19 protein-coding genes are annotated in these 15,874 nt (G+C 76.4%); 11 read left to right on the top strand and 8 right to left on the bottom strand.

Annotation, left to right across the window (positions count from 1 at the left end):
• Window positions 1-162: 162 nt before the first annotated feature.
• The 3 genes from ACI796_RS20295 to ACI796_RS20285 all read right to left on the bottom strand — a co-directional run bounded on the left by ACI796_RS20295 (window position 163) and on the right by ACI796_RS20285 (window position 2,683).
• Entirely contained in the window at window positions 163-1,107 is a 945-nt protein-coding gene (locus ACI796_RS20295; RefSeq protein ID WP_456943023.1) for an NADP-dependent oxidoreductase, read from the bottom strand.
• A 104-nt stretch (window positions 1,108-1,211) separates the two neighbouring features.
• Window positions 1,212-1,715, bottom strand: coding sequence for a MarR family winged helix-turn-helix transcriptional regulator (locus ACI796_RS20290; RefSeq protein ID WP_456943022.1), 504 nt, complete (start codon window positions 1,713-1,715; stop codon window positions 1,212-1,214).
• Window positions 1,716-1,765: 50 nt separating this feature from the next.
• Window positions 1,766-2,683, bottom strand: coding sequence for a GIY-YIG nuclease family protein (locus ACI796_RS20285; protein WP_456943021.1), 918 nt, complete (start codon window positions 2,681-2,683; stop codon window positions 1,766-1,768).
• Between the two features lie 122 nt (window positions 2,684-2,805).
• Between ACI796_RS20285 and ACI796_RS20280 the strand changes: the two genes are divergently transcribed.
• Window positions 2,806-4,059 (top strand): 3-deoxy-7-phosphoheptulonate synthase, encoded by a 1,254-nt coding sequence (locus tag ACI796_RS20280; protein WP_456943020.1) that lies wholly within the window; start codon window positions 2,806-2,808, stop codon window positions 4,057-4,059.
• Between the two features lie 77 nt (window positions 4,060-4,136).
• Here ACI796_RS20280 and ACI796_RS20275 read toward each other — a convergent pair whose 3' ends face one another.
• The gene (locus ACI796_RS20275; RefSeq protein ID WP_456943019.1) at window positions 4,137-4,316 is read right to left on the bottom strand and encodes a hypothetical protein; all 180 of its coding nucleotides are present in this window, start codon (window positions 4,314-4,316) and stop codon (window positions 4,137-4,139) included.
• Between the two features lie 232 nt (window positions 4,317-4,548).
• On the opposite strand from ACI796_RS20275, the gene ACI796_RS20270 reads away from it, so the two are divergent.
• Genes ACI796_RS20270 through ACI796_RS20260 form a run of 3 tightly spaced genes read left to right on the top strand, consistent with a single transcriptional unit; the run spans window position 4,549 to window position 6,646 of the window.
• Complete coding sequence (locus tag ACI796_RS20270) at window positions 4,549-5,169, top strand: TetR/AcrR family transcriptional regulator (protein ID WP_456943018.1); 621 nt, start codon at window positions 4,549-4,551, stop codon at window positions 5,167-5,169.
• Complete coding sequence (locus tag ACI796_RS20265) at window positions 5,166-5,378, top strand: ferredoxin (RefSeq protein ID WP_456943017.1); 213 nt, start codon at window positions 5,166-5,168, stop codon at window positions 5,376-5,378. Before ACI796_RS20270 ends, ACI796_RS20265 begins: the two co-directional genes overlap by 4 nt.
• Window positions 5,375-6,646 carry a cytochrome P450 gene (locus tag ACI796_RS20260; protein ID WP_456943016.1) on the top strand — a complete coding sequence of 424 codons (1,272 nt, stop codon included), beginning with the start codon at window positions 5,375-5,377 and terminating at the stop codon, window positions 6,644-6,646. The genes ACI796_RS20265 and ACI796_RS20260 overlap by 4 nt, the downstream gene beginning before the upstream one ends.
• 34 nt (window positions 6,647-6,680) lie before the next feature.
• Here ACI796_RS20260 and ACI796_RS20255 read toward each other — a convergent pair whose 3' ends face one another.
• On the bottom strand, window positions 6,681-6,884 hold the full coding sequence (locus tag ACI796_RS20255; RefSeq protein WP_456934959.1) for a zinc-ribbon domain-containing protein: 204 nt from the start codon (window positions 6,882-6,884) through the stop codon (window positions 6,681-6,683).
• Window positions 6,885-6,950: 66 nt separating this feature from the next.
• Here ACI796_RS20255 and ACI796_RS20250 point away from each other — a divergent pair, with 66 nt between their 5' ends.
• The 5 genes from ACI796_RS20250 (at window position 6,951) to ACI796_RS20230 (ending at window position 11,576) form a co-directional block, all read left to right on the top strand.
• Complete coding sequence (locus ACI796_RS20250) at window positions 6,951-7,931, top strand: patatin-like phospholipase family protein (RefSeq protein WP_456943015.1); 981 nt, start codon at window positions 6,951-6,953, stop codon at window positions 7,929-7,931.
• A 58-nt stretch (window positions 7,932-7,989) separates the two neighbouring features.
• A complete protein-coding gene (gene fabG / locus ACI796_RS20245; RefSeq protein WP_456943014.1) occupies window positions 7,990-8,694 on the top strand; it encodes a 3-oxoacyl-ACP reductase FabG in 705 nt (234 codons plus the stop codon).
• Complete coding sequence (fabI, locus tag ACI796_RS20240; RefSeq protein ID WP_456943013.1) at window positions 8,694-9,467, top strand: enoyl-ACP reductase FabI; 774 nt, start codon at window positions 8,694-8,696, stop codon at window positions 9,465-9,467. Before fabG ends, fabI begins: the two co-directional genes overlap by 1 nt.
• Before the next feature lie 66 nt (window positions 9,468-9,533).
• Window positions 9,534-10,670 carry a ferrochelatase gene (locus tag ACI796_RS20235; RefSeq protein ID WP_456943012.1) on the top strand — a complete coding sequence of 379 codons (1,137 nt, stop codon included), beginning with the start codon at window positions 9,534-9,536 and terminating at the stop codon, window positions 10,668-10,670.
• Window positions 10,671-10,739: 69 nt separating this feature from the next.
• Window positions 10,740-11,576, top strand: coding sequence for a class I SAM-dependent methyltransferase (locus tag ACI796_RS20230; protein WP_456943011.1), 837 nt, complete (start codon window positions 10,740-10,742; stop codon window positions 11,574-11,576).
• 49 nt (window positions 11,577-11,625) lie between these two features.
• On the opposite strand, the gene ACI796_RS20225 is transcribed toward ACI796_RS20230, so the two are convergent.
• The gene (locus ACI796_RS20225) at window positions 11,626-12,366 is read right to left on the bottom strand and encodes a hypothetical protein (RefSeq protein WP_456943010.1); all 741 of its coding nucleotides are present in this window, start codon (window positions 12,364-12,366) and stop codon (window positions 11,626-11,628) included.
• Window positions 12,367-12,433: 67 nt separating this feature from the next.
• On the opposite strand from ACI796_RS20225, the gene ACI796_RS20220 reads away from it, so the two are divergent.
• Window positions 12,434-12,874, top strand: a complete 441-nt coding sequence (locus ACI796_RS20220; protein ID WP_456943009.1) for an NfeD family protein — start codon at window positions 12,434-12,436, stop codon at window positions 12,872-12,874.
• Between the two features lie 85 nt (window positions 12,875-12,959).
• The gene (locus tag ACI796_RS20215) at window positions 12,960-14,168 is read left to right on the top strand and encodes an SPFH domain-containing protein (RefSeq protein ID WP_456943008.1); all 1,209 of its coding nucleotides are present in this window, start codon (window positions 12,960-12,962) and stop codon (window positions 14,166-14,168) included.
• Window position 14,169: 1 nt separating this feature from the next.
• On the opposite strand, the gene ACI796_RS20210 is transcribed toward ACI796_RS20215, so the two are convergent.
• Together ACI796_RS20210 and ACI796_RS20205 are read right to left on the bottom strand one after the other, a co-directional pair.
• Window positions 14,170-15,177 (bottom strand): SigB/SigF/SigG family RNA polymerase sigma factor, encoded by a 1,008-nt coding sequence (locus ACI796_RS20210; protein ID WP_456943007.1) that lies wholly within the window; start codon window positions 15,175-15,177, stop codon window positions 14,170-14,172.
• Window positions 15,174-15,671 (bottom strand): ATP-binding protein, encoded by a 498-nt coding sequence (locus tag ACI796_RS20205; RefSeq protein ID WP_456943006.1) that lies wholly within the window; start codon window positions 15,669-15,671, stop codon window positions 15,174-15,176. Before ACI796_RS20205 ends, ACI796_RS20210 begins: the two co-directional genes overlap by 4 nt.
• Window positions 15,672-15,874 lie beyond the last annotated feature (203 nt).

Below are 15,874 nucleotides of genomic sequence, written 5' to 3'. Positions count from 1 at the left end.
TGGGGGGGGTGGTGGGGTGGTGGGCGGCGGCGGGGGGGCGGGGGGGGGCGCGGGGGGGGGGGTGTGGTGGGGCGGGGTGGGGGTGGGGGGGGGGGGGGGGGGGCCCCAACCCCCGTGGCGCACCGGCTCGTTTCGTTGCTCCGGACCCTCAGGAGGGGGACGTCACGCGGCGGCCGGGACGACGACCACCTTGCCGGGCAGCCCGCCGGTGGCGGCCCGGGCGTGCACGTCCGCCAGGTCCGCCAGGGGCACCCGCTGCGCGACGTCGACCCGCAGCTCCCCGCCGTCGACCAGCGCCACCAGCCGGGCCAGCTGGTCGGCGTCGCTGCGGACGAAGAGGTCGACGCCGCGCACGCCGCGCTCCTCGTCGGACGGGGCGGGCATCCACACCGTCGTGTTGACGAGGGCGCCGCCGGGACGCACCAGGCCGACCAGCGCGGCCAGCTGCGCCGGGTCGACCGGCGCGAGGTTGAGCACGAGGTCGACCGGCTCGGGGACCGCCGCGGTCACGTCGGTGGTGGTGTGGTCGACGACCTCGTCGGCGCCGCCGGTCCGGACGCGCTCGCCGCTGCGCGGGCCGGCCGTCCCGATGACGTGCGCGCCGGCGCGCTTGGCCAGCTGGACGGCGTAGCCGCCGACCGCGCCGCCGGCGCCGTTGACCAGCACGCGCTGCCCGGCCGTCAGGCCGCCGTGGTCGAACAGCGCCTGCCACGCGGTGAGCCCGACGATGGGCAGGGCCGCGGCGTCGGGCAGCGGGATGCTCTCCGGCGCCGGCGCCAGGACCCCGGCGGGCGCGACGACGTACTCGGCGGCCGCGCCGTCGGCTCCCATCGGCAGGAAGCCGACGACCCGGTCGCCGACCCGCACGCCGTCCACGCCCTCGCCGAGCGCGTCCACCGTGCCCGCGACGTCGATGCCGGGGGTGTGCGGCAGGACCACCGGGATGGGGCCCTGCATGCCGCCGGCGCGGATGGTGCCGTCGACGCCGTTGAACGACGTCGCAGCGACCCGGACGCGCACCTCCCCGGCGCCGGGGACGGGCAGCTCCACATCCTCGTAGCGCAGGACGTCGGGGGCGCCGAACTCGTGGAACCGGACTGCCTTCATGGCGGGGACCCGCTCTTGTCTCGAGGTCGGCTTCGAATTCGAAGCACTGAGACGACCGTAGGCCTGCTTCGAATTCTCAGCAACCCTCCGCCCGCGGCGGGTCCTCAGGTCCCGGCCGCCCGGCGGCGGGGTGCCGCGGAGCGGGGCGGTGCCGCGCGCATGTGGTCGCGCACCGGCGCCAGCAGGCCGGCGAGGGCCGTGACCTGGTCGCGGGAGAGCGGCGCGAAGAGCAGGTCGCGGACGACCTCGACGTGGCCCGGCAACACCTCGGCGAGCAGGGCGCGCCCGGCGTCGGTGACGGTGACCGTGACGCCCCGCTCGTCGTCCGGGGAGGGGGCGCGCACCACCAGGCCCGCCTTCTCGAGCAGGCCGGCCTGGTAGGTCAGCCCGCTGCGGCTGTAGACGACGCCGTCGGCCAGGTCGGTCATGCGGGCGCTCCCGGCCGGCGAGTCCCCGAGCCGGGCCAGCAGCTGGAACTGCACGTAGCTGAGGCCGCCGGCCTCGCGCAGCTGCCGCTCCACCGCGTGCCGCAGGAGGCTGGTCACCTCGACGAGGTCGAAGTAGGCGCCGAGCTGGACCGGGTCGAGCGACGGGGGAGAGGCGTCCATGGCGGGAGCCTAGGTGCTTCGAATTCCGACCAGGACGTCCCCGCGCGGGCTCAGGGAACGGGCAGCGCGACCAGGCGGGCGGCCAGCTCGGCGTTGCGGCGGAGGAACCGCGTCCACCCCGCCGGCGCGCGGGTCCCCGACGCCGCGCGGGTGCAGGGTTCCTGGTCCCAGCCGCGCACCCGGCCGCCGCGGATGCGCAGCCGCACCAGGACGTCGCCCGTCCAGCCGGTGACGTCGCCGTCGGCCTGCCCCTCGGGCGCGGTGACCCGCTGCGGCGCGACCACCCACTGGAGCGCCTCGATCTCCTCCTGCAGGCGGGCGGCCGCCTCGTAGGCCTGCGCCGCGGCCGCGGCGTCGCGCCGGGCACCCAGCGCGGCCAGCGCGGCGGCGACCGCGTCCGGCTCGCGGTCGAGCACCGCCGTCAGCGCGGCGGCGAGCTCCGGGAGGGAGGCGTCCTGCGCCCCCCGCAATCGCGCCAGCTCGCGCTCACCGGCGCTCCGGCCGGGTCCGGCGTGGGCGAGCGGGTACACGCGGCTCAGCCCGGACACGGCCGCCCGCACCCTGCGGCGGCCGAGGTAGGGGCCGAAGTGGCGCACCCCCGGCGCCGGCCGGGCGTCGGGGACGACGTCGAGGCGCGGCGCGCCCGCCGAGGGGTCCAGCCGGATCCGGACGGGGACCTCCAGGCCCCCGGGGATCCGGTTCCACGGGGGCAGCGACCGCTCGAGCAGGTTGCGCTCGGCCCACGCGGCCTCGTGCACGGAGTCGCACTCGAGCGCCTCGATCCGGGACACCCGGCCCACCATCCGCCGCAGGTGGCGGCGGTCGCGCAGGTCGCCCCAGTAGGAGCCCACACGGGAGCGCAGGTGCGTGGCCCGGCCGACGTACAGCACGCGCCCGGCGGCGTCCCGGAAGCGGTACACGCCCGGGGCGGCCGGCAGCACGGCGACGGCGTCCGGTCGGGCGGGCACGCGCCCATGGTGCGCACGGGTCCGCCCCGCGTGACGGCGCCGCGCCCCACCCGCCCCGGGCGCCCCACCCGTCCCGTCGTGCGGGGCCCGCCACCGGGCGCCGGGCCGTGGCGCCGCTGTGGTTGGCTCGACGGTCGGGAACGACCGAGGAGGCCCCCATCCCCGCTGACCGGATCCTGGAGGCGGCGACGCGGATCGCCGACCTGCTGCTCGACGTCCAGACGACGGTGAACGCCCAGATCGACGCCACGCTCGCCGACCTGCTGCCGGCCGTCCAGCGGCAGGTGGGGGTCTCGGCGGCCGACGGCGCCGACCCGTCCGGCCTGGTGAACGCGCGGATCACCGGCCTGAGCGTCGTCGTCACCCCGGCGGCGGTGGCGACCGTCGTCCCGCTGTCGCCGGAGTCCGCCGCGACGACGCGGGCCGCGCGGGCCGCCGTCACCGACGTCCTCACCGGCGCCGACGACCGCCTCGTCGTCATCGCCGGCCCCTGCTCGGTGCACGACCCGGCCGCCGCGCTGGAGTACGCCGCCTTCCTCGGCCGCATGCGGGCCCGGCACGGCGACGACCTCGAGATCCTCATGCGGACCTACACCGAGAAGCCGCGGACCGAGGTCGACTGGAAGGGCTTCGCCTACGACCCGTTCCTCGACGGGTCCAGCCGGATCAGCGTCGGCCTGGTCGCCACCCGGATGCTCATGTGCCGCATCACCGAGATGGGCGTGCCCGTCGCCGCCGAGCCGCTCAACGCGCTCACGCCGCAGTACGTCAACGGGCTGGTCACCTACAACGGCGTCGGCGCGCGCAACGTGACCGACCAGACCGCCCGCGAGCGGGTGTCGGGCTTCTCGTCCGTGGTCGGCTTCAAGAACTCACCCGAGGGCAGCGTCGACTCCGCCGTCCAGGCCGTCGTCACCGCGCGCGCCCCGCACGAGTTCCTCGGCGTCGACCACCACGGGGTCTCGGCGCAGCTGTCCACCACCGGCAACGACACCGGCCACGTCATCCTGCGCGGCACCAAGGACGGCCCCAACCACTCCGCGGCGCACGTCGCCGAGGTGAAGCGGAAGCTCGCCGCGCGCGGGCTGCCGGAGGTGGTCGTCGTCGACGCCTCCCACGGCAACAGCCAGAAGGACCACCGGCGCCAGCCCGCGGTCGTGCGCGACCTGGCCGGGCAGGTCGCCGGCGGGGAGCGGGCGATCCGCGGGGTGATGATCGAGAGCAACCTCGCCGAGGGGCGGCAGGACCTCGACCGCGAGCACCCCGAGCGGCTCGAGTACGGCGTGAGCGTCACCGACGCCTGCGTCGACCCGGCGACGACCGAGGCGATGCTGGCCGAGCTGGCCGCCGCCGCCCGGTCCCGGCGCGGCCGGTGACCGCGGGGCCGCCTGCTCCCTGACGACCGGCGAGCACGGGGCCGGCCGGGTCCCCGCCGACGACGGGGACCGACCGGTCAGCCGCGGTCGCGCGGCACGGGAGGAGCGGCCGGCAGCAGGAACCCGGCCGAGGCGATGGCCAGGCAAGTCGAGCAGAGCAGCGAGAGCCCGTCGTGCGGGCACGCGGACCGCCGGTTCGCCGCCTCCAGCCGGTACACCAGCCAGCGCGCCCAGACCTGCTCCCACCAGGACGGCACGGCGCCTCCTCCGGCGCGACGTCGTCGGCGCGCCTCAGGCCGGACGGTGCCCGCCGCGGCCCGCGGCGGGACGTCCCGGGGGTGCTCCGGTCCGGAACGCGAGGAGGACCATCGGGCAGGGCCCGGAGTGTTGTCAAGGTCACACCGCGCGCCGGCCGACGGGGGCTGGGCGGGCCTCTCGCGCGTTCCCGGCCCTTGACGGCGCGAATTGAACCGCTGTTCGATTCGTGACGTGGGTCGCACCCCGGGCGCCACCGCGGCGGGCACGCGCGAGCGGCTGCTGCGCGCGGCCGCCGACGTCTTCGCCCGGCGGGGCTACGAGGGCACGCGCGTGTCCGAGGTCGCCGACGCGGCCGGGCTGAGCAACGGCGCCCTGTACGCCCACTTCGGCTCCAAGGCCGCCCTGCTCGTCGACGCGCTGCACGTGCACGGCCGCCGGCTGCTCGCCGACCTCGTCGCCGCCGACCCCGGCCGCTCGGTCGCGGACCTGCTGCTCGCCAGCGGCCGCACCCTGCGCCGCCGCCGGGACCCCGACGGCGACCTGCTGCTCGAGGCGCTGGTCGCCGCCCGCCGCGACGACGACGCCGCCGGCCCGGTGCGCGACCACGTGCAGGAGCGCGCCGCGTGGCTGGCCGGCCTGGTCCGCCGCGGCCAGGACGACGGCGAGATCGACGCCGCGCTGTCCCCGCGCGCCGTCGCCCACCTGTACCTGTCGCTGGCCGTCGGCACCGCGCTGGTCGGCCCCGACGTGGACCCGGTCGACGACGGGGAGTGGACGGCGCTGCTCGCCCGCCTCGTCACCGGCCTCGCACCGCAGGAGACACCCGTCCCAGGAACGGAGAGCCGCCCGTGAGGATCTCGATCGACCCGTCGCTGTGCCAGGGGCACGGCCGCTGCTACGACCTCGCGCCGGACCTGTTCGGCGCCGACGACGAGGGCTACTCGACCCTCCTCGTCCCCGGCGGGGAGGTGCCGGCCGGACTCGAGGGCGACGCGCACCTGGCCGCCGACAACTGCCCCGAGGCCGCCGTCCTCGTCGTCGAGCAGGAGCCGGCGCGGTGAGCGTCGACGACCGCTCCTTCACCGACGCCGGCACGCTGCGCTCCGACCCCGCCCTCGGCACGTTCAGCGAGGTGCGCAGCGGCCCGGTCGAGGACTGGGCCACCGACTTCTCGCACACCGGGGAGGAGTGGGCGCAGGGCGCGATCGGCATCTGGGACGACCTGCGGCAGCGCTGCCCGATCGCGCACACCGAGCGGTTCGGCGGGGCGTGGCTGCCCACCCGCTACGAGGACGTCGCCGCCGTCGCCCACGACACCGAGCACTTCTCCTCCCGCGCGATCATCGCGGGCAACTTCCGGCCACCGCGGGCACTCGCCCCGGTCGGCGGCACCCCGCCGATCTCCTCGGACCCACCGTTCCACCACGACGCCCGCAAGCTGCTGCTGCCGGCGTTCACCAAGAACGCGGTCGGCCGGCAGGAGGAGGGCACGCGGGCGTTCTGCCACTCGCTGGTCGACGCGTTCGAGGGGCGGGACGTCGTCGACGCCGCCGCCGACTACGCGCAGCACATCCCGGTGCGGGTCATCGCCGACATGCTCGGCTTCCCGCCCGAGGACGGCCCGCGGTTCCGGCAGTTCGTCGAGAACGCGCTCGAGGGCATCGACCTGCCGCCCGAGGAGCGCCTCGCGCGCAGCAGCCACCTGTTCGAGTACCTGCTCGCGCAGATCCAGGACCACCTCGAGCACCCGCGCGAGGACCTCACCACCTACCTGCTCGAGGCCGAGCTGTACGGCCGCCGGCTCGAGCCCGCGCACGTCGCCGGGACGATGGCGCTGCTGCTCATCGCCGGCATCGACACCACCTGGAGCGCGATCGGCGCCTCGCTGTGGCACCTCGCCGGCCACCCCGACGACCGCCACCGGCTGGTCGCCGAGCCGGGGCTGCGGCCCACCGCCGTCGAGGAGTTCCTCCGCGCCTACGCCCCGGTCACCATGGCGCGGCTGGTGAAGGAGGACGTGACCTGGCGCGGCGTGGAGATGAAGGCCGAGGACTGGGTCCTGCTGTCCTTCCCGGCGGCCAACCGCGACCCCGCACAGTTCGAGCGGGCCGACGAGGTGGTCATCGACCGGCAGGTCAACCGGCACGCCGCCTTCGGCCTGGGCATCCACCGCTGCGTCGGGTCGCACCTGGCGCGGATGGAGATGCGGGTGGCGCTCGACGTGTGGCTCGACCGGGTGCCCGAGTTCGGCCTGGCCGACCCCGCGGCGGTGCGCTGGTCCACCGGCCAGATCCGCGGCCCCCGCTCGCTGCCGCTCCGCATCGGCTGAGGCCCCGCCCGGCCCCCGGCACCGCCGTCGCGGCTCAGGCCTCGACGGCGGTGCCGCAGACGCCGCAGACCTCGAGCCGCCGGCGTCCCCACCGGGCGACCGGCACGAAGAACACGCTCAGCTGGCGGAACTGCCGCACCCGCGCCCACCGGGTGGTGTTGCCGCACCGCGGGCAGGTGCGCACCGCCCCCGGGCCCAGGTCCTTCTGCCGGGTGCCGAAGCCGAAGAGGAGGAACACGCGGCCAGCGTAGGTCGGTCCCCGGGCGCGGGAGCCGGGCCGACCCGGCCGTGGGACCGTGGGGGGATGGTCCGGGTCGGTCTGGTGCTGGGTGGCGGCGGCGTGGTGGGGCAGGCCTACCACGCGGGTGTCCTGGCGGTCCTGCAGCACGACGCCGGCTTCGACGCCCGCACCGCGGACGTCGTCGTCGGCACCTCCGCCGGGTCGATCACCGGCACCCTGCTGCGGGCCGGCGTCTCGCCGGAGGACCTCGCCGCGTGGACGGTCAAGGCGCCGCTGTCCGGCGACGACGACGTGCTGCGCACCATCGCGGCGACCCCCGTCCCCGAGCTCGCGCCGTTCCGCCCGCTCGACGTGCTCCGCCGGCCGATGCGCGTGCCCGGCCCGCACCTGGTCGCCCGGGCACTCGCCCGCCCGTGGCGGTTCCGCCCCCTGGTCGCCGGCATGACGCTGCTGGCCGCGGGCCGGCACGACATCGTGTCCCAGCTGGGCGCCCTCAGGGAGGTCGAGGGGCCGACCTGGCCCGAGCGCGACCTGTGGATCACCGCCGTGCGCCGGCGGGACGGGCGCCGCGTCGTCTTCGGCCGGCCCGGGGCGCCGCCGGCGCCGGTGCACCTGGCGGTCGCCGCGTCCTGCGCGGTGCCCGGCTACTTCGCCCCCGTGACCATCGGCCGGCACGCCTACGTCGACGGCGGGGTGCACTCCGCGACCAACGCCGCCGTGCTGCGCCGCGCCGGGGTCGACGTCGTCGTCGTCCTGGCGCCGATGAGCGGCTCGCCGGGCTGGCGCCAGGACGTCACCGCCGCCATGCGCCGGTACTCCCAGCGGCAGCTGGACCGGGAGGTGCGGGCCCTGCGCGCGGCGGGGATCCGGACCGCCGTCTTCACCCCCGGCGCGGCCGAGCAGGAGGTCATGGGCGCGGACTTCATGTCCGGCGAGCGCGTGGACGAGGTGCTGCAGCAGTCGTTCTTCCAGGCCGGCGTGCACGCCGCGACACCGGAGGTGGCCGCGCTGCTGCGGGAGGCGTCCGACCGCGGCCGGGTGTGACCTGCGCCCAGCGACTAGGTTCGGCACGGAGGACGTCGCCGGGGTCAGGGGGTCGAGCGTGGGCAGGTCGGTGCTGGTGACCGGCGGCAACCGGGGGATCGGGCTGGCCATCGCCCGCTCCTTCGCCGAGCAGGGGGACTCGGTGGCGGTCACCCACCGCGGCAGCGGCGCCCCCGACGGGCTGTTCGGCGTGCGGTGCGACGTCACCGACGCCGCGGCCGTCGACCGGGCGTTCTCCGAGGTCGAGGAGCAGCAGGGGCCGGTCGAGGTGCTGGTGAGCAACGCCGGCATCACCCGCGACGGGCTGCTCATGCGGATGAAGGAGGACGACTTCGCCGACGTCCTCGACGCCAACCTCACCGCCGCCTACCGGGTGGCCAAGCGGGCCTCGGCGAAGATGGTGCGCGCTCGGTTCGGCCGCATGGTGTTCGTCAGCTCCGTCGTCGGGCTGCTCGGCTCGGCCGGCCAGACCAACTACGCGGCGAGCAAGGCGGGGCTGGTGGGCCTGGCCCGCTCGATCGCCCGCGAGCTCGGCAGCCGCAACGTCACCGCGAACGTCGTCGCGCCCGGCTTCGTGCGCACCGACATGACCGCGGAGCTGCCGGAGAAGCGGCAGCAGGAGATCCTCGGGCAGGTGCCGCTGGGCCGGTACGCCGAGGCCGACGAGATCGCCGCCGTCGTCCGCTTCCTGGCGAGCGACGCGGCCGGATACGTCACCGGGGCGGTCGTCCCGGTCGACGGCGGACTGGGGATGGGGCACTGATGAGCGGGATCCTGGAGGGCAAGCAGGTCCTCGTCACCGGCGTGCTGACCGAGGCGTCGATCGCCTTCGCCACCGCGCGGATCGCGCAGGAGCAGGGCGCCACGGTGGTGCTGTCCAACTTCGGGCGCGCGCTGTCGCTGTGCCAGCGGATCGCCAAGCGGCTGCCGCAGGAGGCGGCGGTCGTCGAGCTGGACGTGACCGACACCGAGCACCTGGCCTCGCTGGCCGACCGGCTGCGCGAGGCCGGCCTCGACACCCTCGACGGCGTCGTGCACTCCATCGGCTTCGCGCCGCAGGAGGCGATGGGGGAGGGCTTCCCCGAGGTCGCCTGGGAGCACGCCGCGACGGCGTTCCAGGTCTCGTCGTGGTCCTACGCCTCACTGGTCCAGGCCTGCCGGCCGCTGCTGGCCAACCCGTCCTCGGTCGTCGGGCTCACCTTCGACGCCTCCGTCGCCTGGCCGGTCTACGGCTGGATGGGCGCGGCCAAGGCGGCGCTGGAGTCGGTCAGCCGCTACGTGGCCCGCGAGCTCGGCCCCGACGGCGTGCGGTCCAACATCGTCGCCGCCGGCCCGCTGCGCAGCATGGCCATGAAGTCCATCCCCGGCAGCGCCCAGTTCGAGGAGGCCTGGGAGGGCCGCGCGCCGCTGGGCTGGTCGGTCACCGACACCGAGCCCGCCGGCAAGGCCGTCGTCGCCCTGCTGTCGGACTGGTTCCCCGCCACCACCGGCGAGATCGTGCACGTCGACGGCGGCTTCCACGCCGTAGGCGTGTGAGGTCACAGAGCCACGCCGTGGGCGTCTGACCGCATCCGATCCACCCCGTACCACCGAAGGACGTCCGTGCCCCGCGCCACCGTCGACATCAACCCCGGCCAGCGTCCCGACGAGGACCCCTCGCTGGCCGTCCGCAACAACGGGGGGACGCCGCCCGCGGCGTCGCCCGCCCCGGCCGGCCGCCGCGAGGCGCTGCTGGTCCTGTCCTTCGGCGGCCCCCGCGGCCACGACGACGTCATGCCGTTCCTGGAGAACGTCACCCGCGGCCGCGGCGTCCCGCGCGAGCGGCTGCTCGACGTCGCCGAGCACTACCACCACTTCGGCGGCGTGAGCCCGATCAACGAGCAGAACGAGGCGCTGGTCGCCGCGATCGAGGCCGACCTCGCCGCCCACGGCGTCGACCTGCCCGTCTATTGGGGCAACCGCAACTGGGACCCCTACGTCGAGGACGTCTGGCAGCAGATGACCGACGACGGCATCGAGCACGTCTACGTGCTGGCGACGTCGGCCTACGCCTCCTACTCCGGGTGCCGGCAGTACCACGAGGACGTCGCCCGGGCCCGGATCGCCGTGTCGTCCCCCACCCGCCCAGGGGGCCCCACGGCGGAGAAGCTGCCGCACTACTTCGACACCCCCGGCTTCGTCCGGGCCAACGCCGACGCGCTGGCCGCCGCGCTGGCGGAGCTGCCCGAGGAGCACCGGGCCGGCGCGCGCCTGGTGGCGACGGCGCACTCGATCCCGGACGCGATGGCCGACGTCGCCGGCCCCGACGGGCACGCCTACGAGGCCGAGCTCCTGGCCGCCGCGCGCGCCGTCGTCGACGCCGTCGAGCCGGGCCGGGCCTTCGACCTGGTCTGGCAGTCCCGCAGCGGCCCGCCGTCGGTGCCGTGGCTGGAGCCCGACGTCAACGACCACCTGCGCGCGCTGCACGAGAACGGCGAGACGGCGGTCGTGCTGTTCCCGATCGGGTTCGTCAGCGACCACCTCGAGGTGATCTGGGACCTCGACAACGAGGCCGAGGAGACCGCCGGGGAGCTGGGGCTGGCGTTCGTCCGGGCCGCGACGGCGGGCACCCACCCGGCGTTCGTCGCGATGGTCCGCGAGCTGCTGCAGGAGCGGCGCTCGGGCGGCGAGCCGCGGCTGGGCACGAACTGCCCGGCGTCGTGTTGCTTCGTGCAGCGCCCGGCGGCCCGCCCGGCCTGACCCGTTGACCCGGCCGGGTCCCGCGAGTAGACCGGTCGGCCACCGGGGGCCGGACGAGGACGGTGGGCCGTGGTCGAGGTCGCTCCCGACAACGCCGCGCAGCTGGGCGCGTGGGACGGCGCGCAGGGCGCGTACTGGGCAGCGCAGGCCGACCGCTTCGACCGGTCGGTCGCCCGCTACGACGCGGCCTTCCTCGCCGCGGCCGACCTGCGGCCGGGGGACCGGGTCCTCGACGTCGGCTGCGGCACCGGCCGGACGACGCGGGAGGCCGCGCGCCGCACCGGCTCGGCGCTCGGCGTCGACCTGTCCTCGGTGATGCTCGAGGTCGCCCGGCGCCGCGCCGCCGACGAGGGGCTGACCGGCGTCCGCTTCGAGCAGGCCGACGCCCAGGTGGCCGCCTTCCCGCCGGCTGCCTTCGACGTGGCGATCAGCCGGGCCGGCGCCATGTTCTTCGCCGACCCGGTGGCGGCGCTGGCCAACGTCGGCCGGGCGCTCGTGCCCGGCGGCCGCCTGGTCCTGCTCGTGTGGCAGGCCGCCGAGGCCAACGAGTGGATCACCGAGATCACGGGGGCCCTGGCCGCCGGCCGCCCGCTGCCGACACCGCCGCCGGGCGCGCCGGGTCCGTTCTCCCTCGCGGACCCGGCCCGGATCCGGGAGGTGCTCACCGCGGCAGGTCACCGTCAGGTGGAGGTCGAGGGTCTGGCCGAGCCGGAGTGGTGGGGTGCCGACGCCGACGAGGCGCTGACCTTCGTCCTCGGCCTCGCCGGCTGGATGCTCGACGGGCTCGACCCGGACGCCCGGGACCGCGCCGTGGCCGACCTGCGGCGCCGGCTCGAGGCCCACGCCGGGCCCGACGGCGTCGAGCTCGGCTCCGCGGCCTGGCTGGTCACGGCCCGCCGGCCCTGACGCCGGACGGGGCACGGCCCGCCGGGTGCACCGGCAGCCCGCGGTGCCGCTACGGCCGCGGCACCGCGTTGTAGGCGGCGACGGTCGCCTCGCGGACGGCGGTGGCCAGCGGGCGCAGCGCCTCGTCGCGGGCGGCGGCCTGGCCGTGGGTGACCGCGCCGCCGGGGGCGTCGGTCAGCGCGAGGTCGAGCACCCTCGCCAGCCGCTGCGCCCGGGCGAGCACCGAGGACGCGAGCGCGTCGGTGTCCGGCGGCAGCTCCGGGGCGCGGGCGCTGCCCAGGCCGGCCAGCAGCGCCGGCACCTCGGGGTTCCAGCGGGCCAGGTCTAGCGCGGCGAGGGTGCGGGCGGCGTCGCCCACGGCGAGGTCCAGCGCCCCGGAGACCGCGCGCAGCGAGCCCTCGACCGGCGGCGGCGCGGGCGGGACGCCGGTCAGGTCGACCGCCGTCCACGCGGTGACCTCCGGTCCGAGGTCCTCCGGCACCAGCGCGACGGCGTCGCCGACCGCGACCTGCCCGGCCTCGAGGGCGAGCGCGGCCAGGCCCGGCGCGGCCGGCACGCCGCGGACGTCGCCGGGCACCGGCAGCACCAGCCGCAGCCGCCGCTCGCCCAGGCCGCGCAGCGCGGTCAGCGCCCAGCCGAGGGGGACGGCGCCGGAGGTGCCGGGCAGGCCGCTGACGCGGTGGGCGCGGTCGTCGGCCAGCGCGTCGAGCGCGTCGTCGTAGGAGGCGCGGCCGGACAGCCACGCGGTCGCCCAGACGGCGAACCGCCCGGCGGGGAGGTCGTGGAGCACCCCGCGAGGCTACGTCGGCGGCGTCCCGGGGGCCCGGGGACGCCGGGTGTTCTGGGAGACTGGGGACGTGGCTGCGTGGGTGCTCTGGCTGGTCGCCTCGGGCCTGTTCGTCGCGGGCGAGGTGGCCAGCCTCGACCTGGTCCTGCTGATGTTCGCCGGCGGTGCGCTGGGCGGGGCCGTGGTGGCGCTGGCGGGCGGGTCGCTCGCCTTCCAGGTGGTGGCGTTCATCGCCGTCTCGGTGTTCCTGCTGGCCAGTGTCCGGCCCGCGGCCAAGGCGCACCTGGAGAACCGGACGCCGCGGCACGTCGACGGCGTGCAGGCCCTCGTCGGCCGCACCGCCACGGTGACCCGCGAGGTCGGTCGCTCCAGCGGCCGCATCCGGGTCGGCGCCGACGAGTGGACCGCCCGCACCGACTACGGCGACAGCAGCTTCCCCGTCGGCGCCACCGTGCGGATCCTCCAGGTCGACGGCGCGACCGCCGTCGTGGGCGAGGCGCTCGAGCTCTGACGCCTCGCGCCCGCGGCGCGAGGGCGTGACCCCGGGTGCCACCCGGGGGATGATCACAGCGGGACCCGATCCGAGGAGCGCCGCCGTGACCCCTGCCCTGATCGCGCTGATCGTCGTCGCCCTGCTGGTGGTGCTCGTCGTCGCGAGGAGCGTGACGATCGTCCCGCAGGCCCAGGCCAAGGTGGTGGAGCGGCTCGGTCGTTACAGCCGCACGCTCTCGCCGGGCCTGTCGCTGCTCGTGCCCTTCGTCGACCGGGTGCGCGCGACGGTCGACCTGCGCGAGCAGGTCGTCTCGTTCCCGCCGCAGCCGGTGATCACCGCCGACAACCTGCAGGTGGGGATCGACACCGTCGTCTACTTCCAGGTCACCGACCCCCGGCTGGCGGTGTACGGCATCGCCAACTACATCACCGGCATGGAGCAGCTGACCACGACGACGCTGCGCAACGTCGTCGGTGGGCTGAACCTCGAGCAGTCCCTGACCGGCCGCGACGGCATCAACAGCCAGCTGCGCGAGGTGCTCGACGGCACCACCGGCCCGTGGGGGCTGCGGGTGGCGCGGGTGGAGATCAAGGCGATCGACCCGCCGCCGTCGATCCGCGACTCCATGGAGAAGCAGCTGCGGGCCGACCGCGACAAGCGGGCGATCATCCTGCAGGCCGAGGGCGCCCGGCAGTCGGCCATCACCACCGCCGAGGGGCAGAAGGCCGCCGCGATCCTGTCGGCCGAGGGGAAGAAGCAGTCCGCGATCCTCGAGGCCGAGGCGGAGCGGCAGAGCCGGATCCTGCGGGCCGAGGGTGAGCGGGCGGCGCTGTACCTGCAGGCGCAGGGGCAGGCCAAGTCGATCGAGACGGTGTTCCGGGCGATCCACGAGGGCCGGCCCGACCAGGGCGTGCTGGCCTACCAGTACCTGCAGACGCTGCCGCGGATCGCGCAGGGCGACGCGAACAAGATGTGGATCGTCCCCAGCGAGTTCAGCCGGGCGCTCGAGGGCCTGGCGAAGCTCGGCGGCGCCGACGGCGACGGCCGGTCGTTCCTGGACGTCCCGCCGCCCGCCGACGGGGCTCCCGCCGCCGGCGCCCACGGGGGCGGCATCGACACCACCGGCTGGTTCGAGTCACAGGTGCCTCCGGCCGCCGAGCAGCCCGAGGCGAGGATCGAGCTCCACAGCATCGCCGAGGCCGGGCCGGCGCTGCCCGCCCCAGAGCTGCCGCCCACGACGTCGCTGGCGCGGGCGGCCGAGGAGGACGTCACCCACGGCGGGACCCCCGACGCCGGGCGGCCGCAGGGGTGAGCTAGTCCTTGAGCAGTCCCTCGCGGAGCTTGGCGAGGGTCTGGCTCAGCAGCCGGGACACGTGCATCTGGGAGATGCCGATGTCGGCGGCGATCTGCGACTGGGTCATGTTCCCGAAGAACCGCAGGATGAGGATGCGGCGCTCGCGGGCCGGGATGGTGGCCAGCAGCGGTTGCAGCGACTCGCGGTACTCGACGCCCTCCAGCGCCGCGTCCTCCTCGCCGAGGGTGGCCGCCAGCGTGGGGGAGTCGTCCTCGCCGGAGAGCCGCTCGTCCAGCGAGCTGCTGCGGTAGGCGTTGGCCACCGCCAGGCCCTCGAGGACCTCCTCGCGCGGGATGCCCAGGTGCTCGGCCAGCTCCGACGGCGTCGGCGCGCGGCCGTTCTTCTGCGCCAGCTCGCCGACGGCGGAGTTCAGCGACAGGTGGAGCTCCTGCAGCCGCCGCGGCACCCGCACCGACCAGCCCTGGTCGCGGAAGTGCCGCTTGATCTCCCCGGTGATGGTGGGGACGGCGAAGGAGAGGAACTCCACCCCGCGGGTCGGGTCGAACCGGTCGATCGCCGCGATCAGGCCCAGCGTGCCGACCTGCAGCAGGTCGTCGAAGGGCTCGCCGCGGTTGCTGAACCGGCGGGCGAAGTGCCGGACGAGGGGCAGGTGCTCCTCGACCAGGATCTCGCGCAGCCGCTCCCGCCGCGGGTCGTCCTTCTCCAGCGTGGCCAGCTCGGCGAACAGCGGCGCGGTCCGCTCGGCGCGCCGCCGGTTGTCCGACACCGGCGCGCTGTCGCCCTCGCGGGCGCCGGCGCCCCGGCCGGTCCCGGGCCCGGCGTCCTCGGTGTCGGCGTCCTCGGTGTCGGCGTCCTCGGTGTCGGCGTCCTCGGTGTCCTGGACGTCCTCGGCCCCGGTGTCCTCGGCCTCCGCCCGGTCGGCCGGGTCGGGGGCGTCCACCGACGGGTCGTCGTGCAGGGCGTCCTCCTCGACGGGGGCCCGGGGACCGGCGGTCGCCGGCGTCACGGGGCCACCGAGTCGTCGCTGCCCGCCGAGCCGACCAGCTGCGCCGGCCGCTGCCCGGGCAGGTACTTGTCCATGGAGATGACCGCCACCGCGCCCCCACCGCCGTCACCGGCCGGCACCTCCCGCTGGGAGGCGGGCCGGCCCTCGACGTTGTCGGCCAGCGTCTGCAGCACCGCCCAGCCGAAGCCGTCGCGGGGGACGTCGGTCCCCTCGGCGGTCGGCACCCACGCGTCGATGTGCAGGCCGGCCCGGGTGGTCTCGAAGACGACCGTCAGGGGCGCGTCGCCGAGCGCGATCGCCGCGAGCGTCGCGCAGGCCTCGTCGACCGCCAGCCGCAGGTCCTCCACCGAGTCCAGGTCGTAGTCCATGCGGATGGCCAGGTCACCGGCCATCGCCCGCACCGCGGGGAGCTGGGTCGGCGTGGTCGGCACGCGCAGCTCCAGCCGTTCCGCGCGCCGCCCGTCCTGGGCGAGGGCACCCCTCGAGTCCGCCATCCGTCGTCCGCTCCTCGTCAGTCCGTCCGGCCGCGACCGGTCTCCACGCAGGTGTCCGGGGTCGCGGCACCCGGCCTCCATCCTGCCCCGCTCGCGGGTCCGCGGTGCGCGGGGGGCGGGGGGCGGGAGGCGACCGGGCCGTGTCCCAGCAGGACCGTCTACCCGTCCCCGGCGCGTCGGCAAACACGGTGTGCCGACGGCGT

It is taken from the genome of Geodermatophilus sp. SYSU D00525 (genome assembly GCF_054050475.1).
Note: the sequence above shows the minus strand (reverse complement) of the source record. Positions and strands in the feature narration are given on the sequence as shown.

Excerpts from the sequence above, each read along its gene's own strand:
- ACI796_RS20290 (WP_456943022.1), bottom strand. The coding sequence starts at position 1,715 with ATGGACGCCTCTCCCCCGTCGCTCGACCCGGTCCAGCTCGGCGCCTAC.
- ACI796_RS20205 (WP_456943006.1), bottom strand. The coding sequence starts at position 15,671 with ATGGCGGACTCGAGGGGTGCCCTCGCCCAGGACGGGCGGCGCGCGGAA.
- ACI796_RS20295 (WP_456943023.1), bottom strand. The coding sequence starts at position 1,107 with ATGAAGGCAGTCCGGTTCCACGAGTTCGGCGCCCCCGACGTCCTGCGC.
- fabI (WP_456943013.1), top strand. The coding sequence starts at position 8,694 with ATGAGCGGGATCCTGGAGGGCAAGCAGGTCCTCGTCACCGGCGTGCTG.
- ACI796_RS20250 (WP_456943015.1), top strand. The coding sequence starts at position 6,951 with ATGGTCCGGGTCGGTCTGGTGCTGGGTGGCGGCGGCGTGGTGGGGCAG.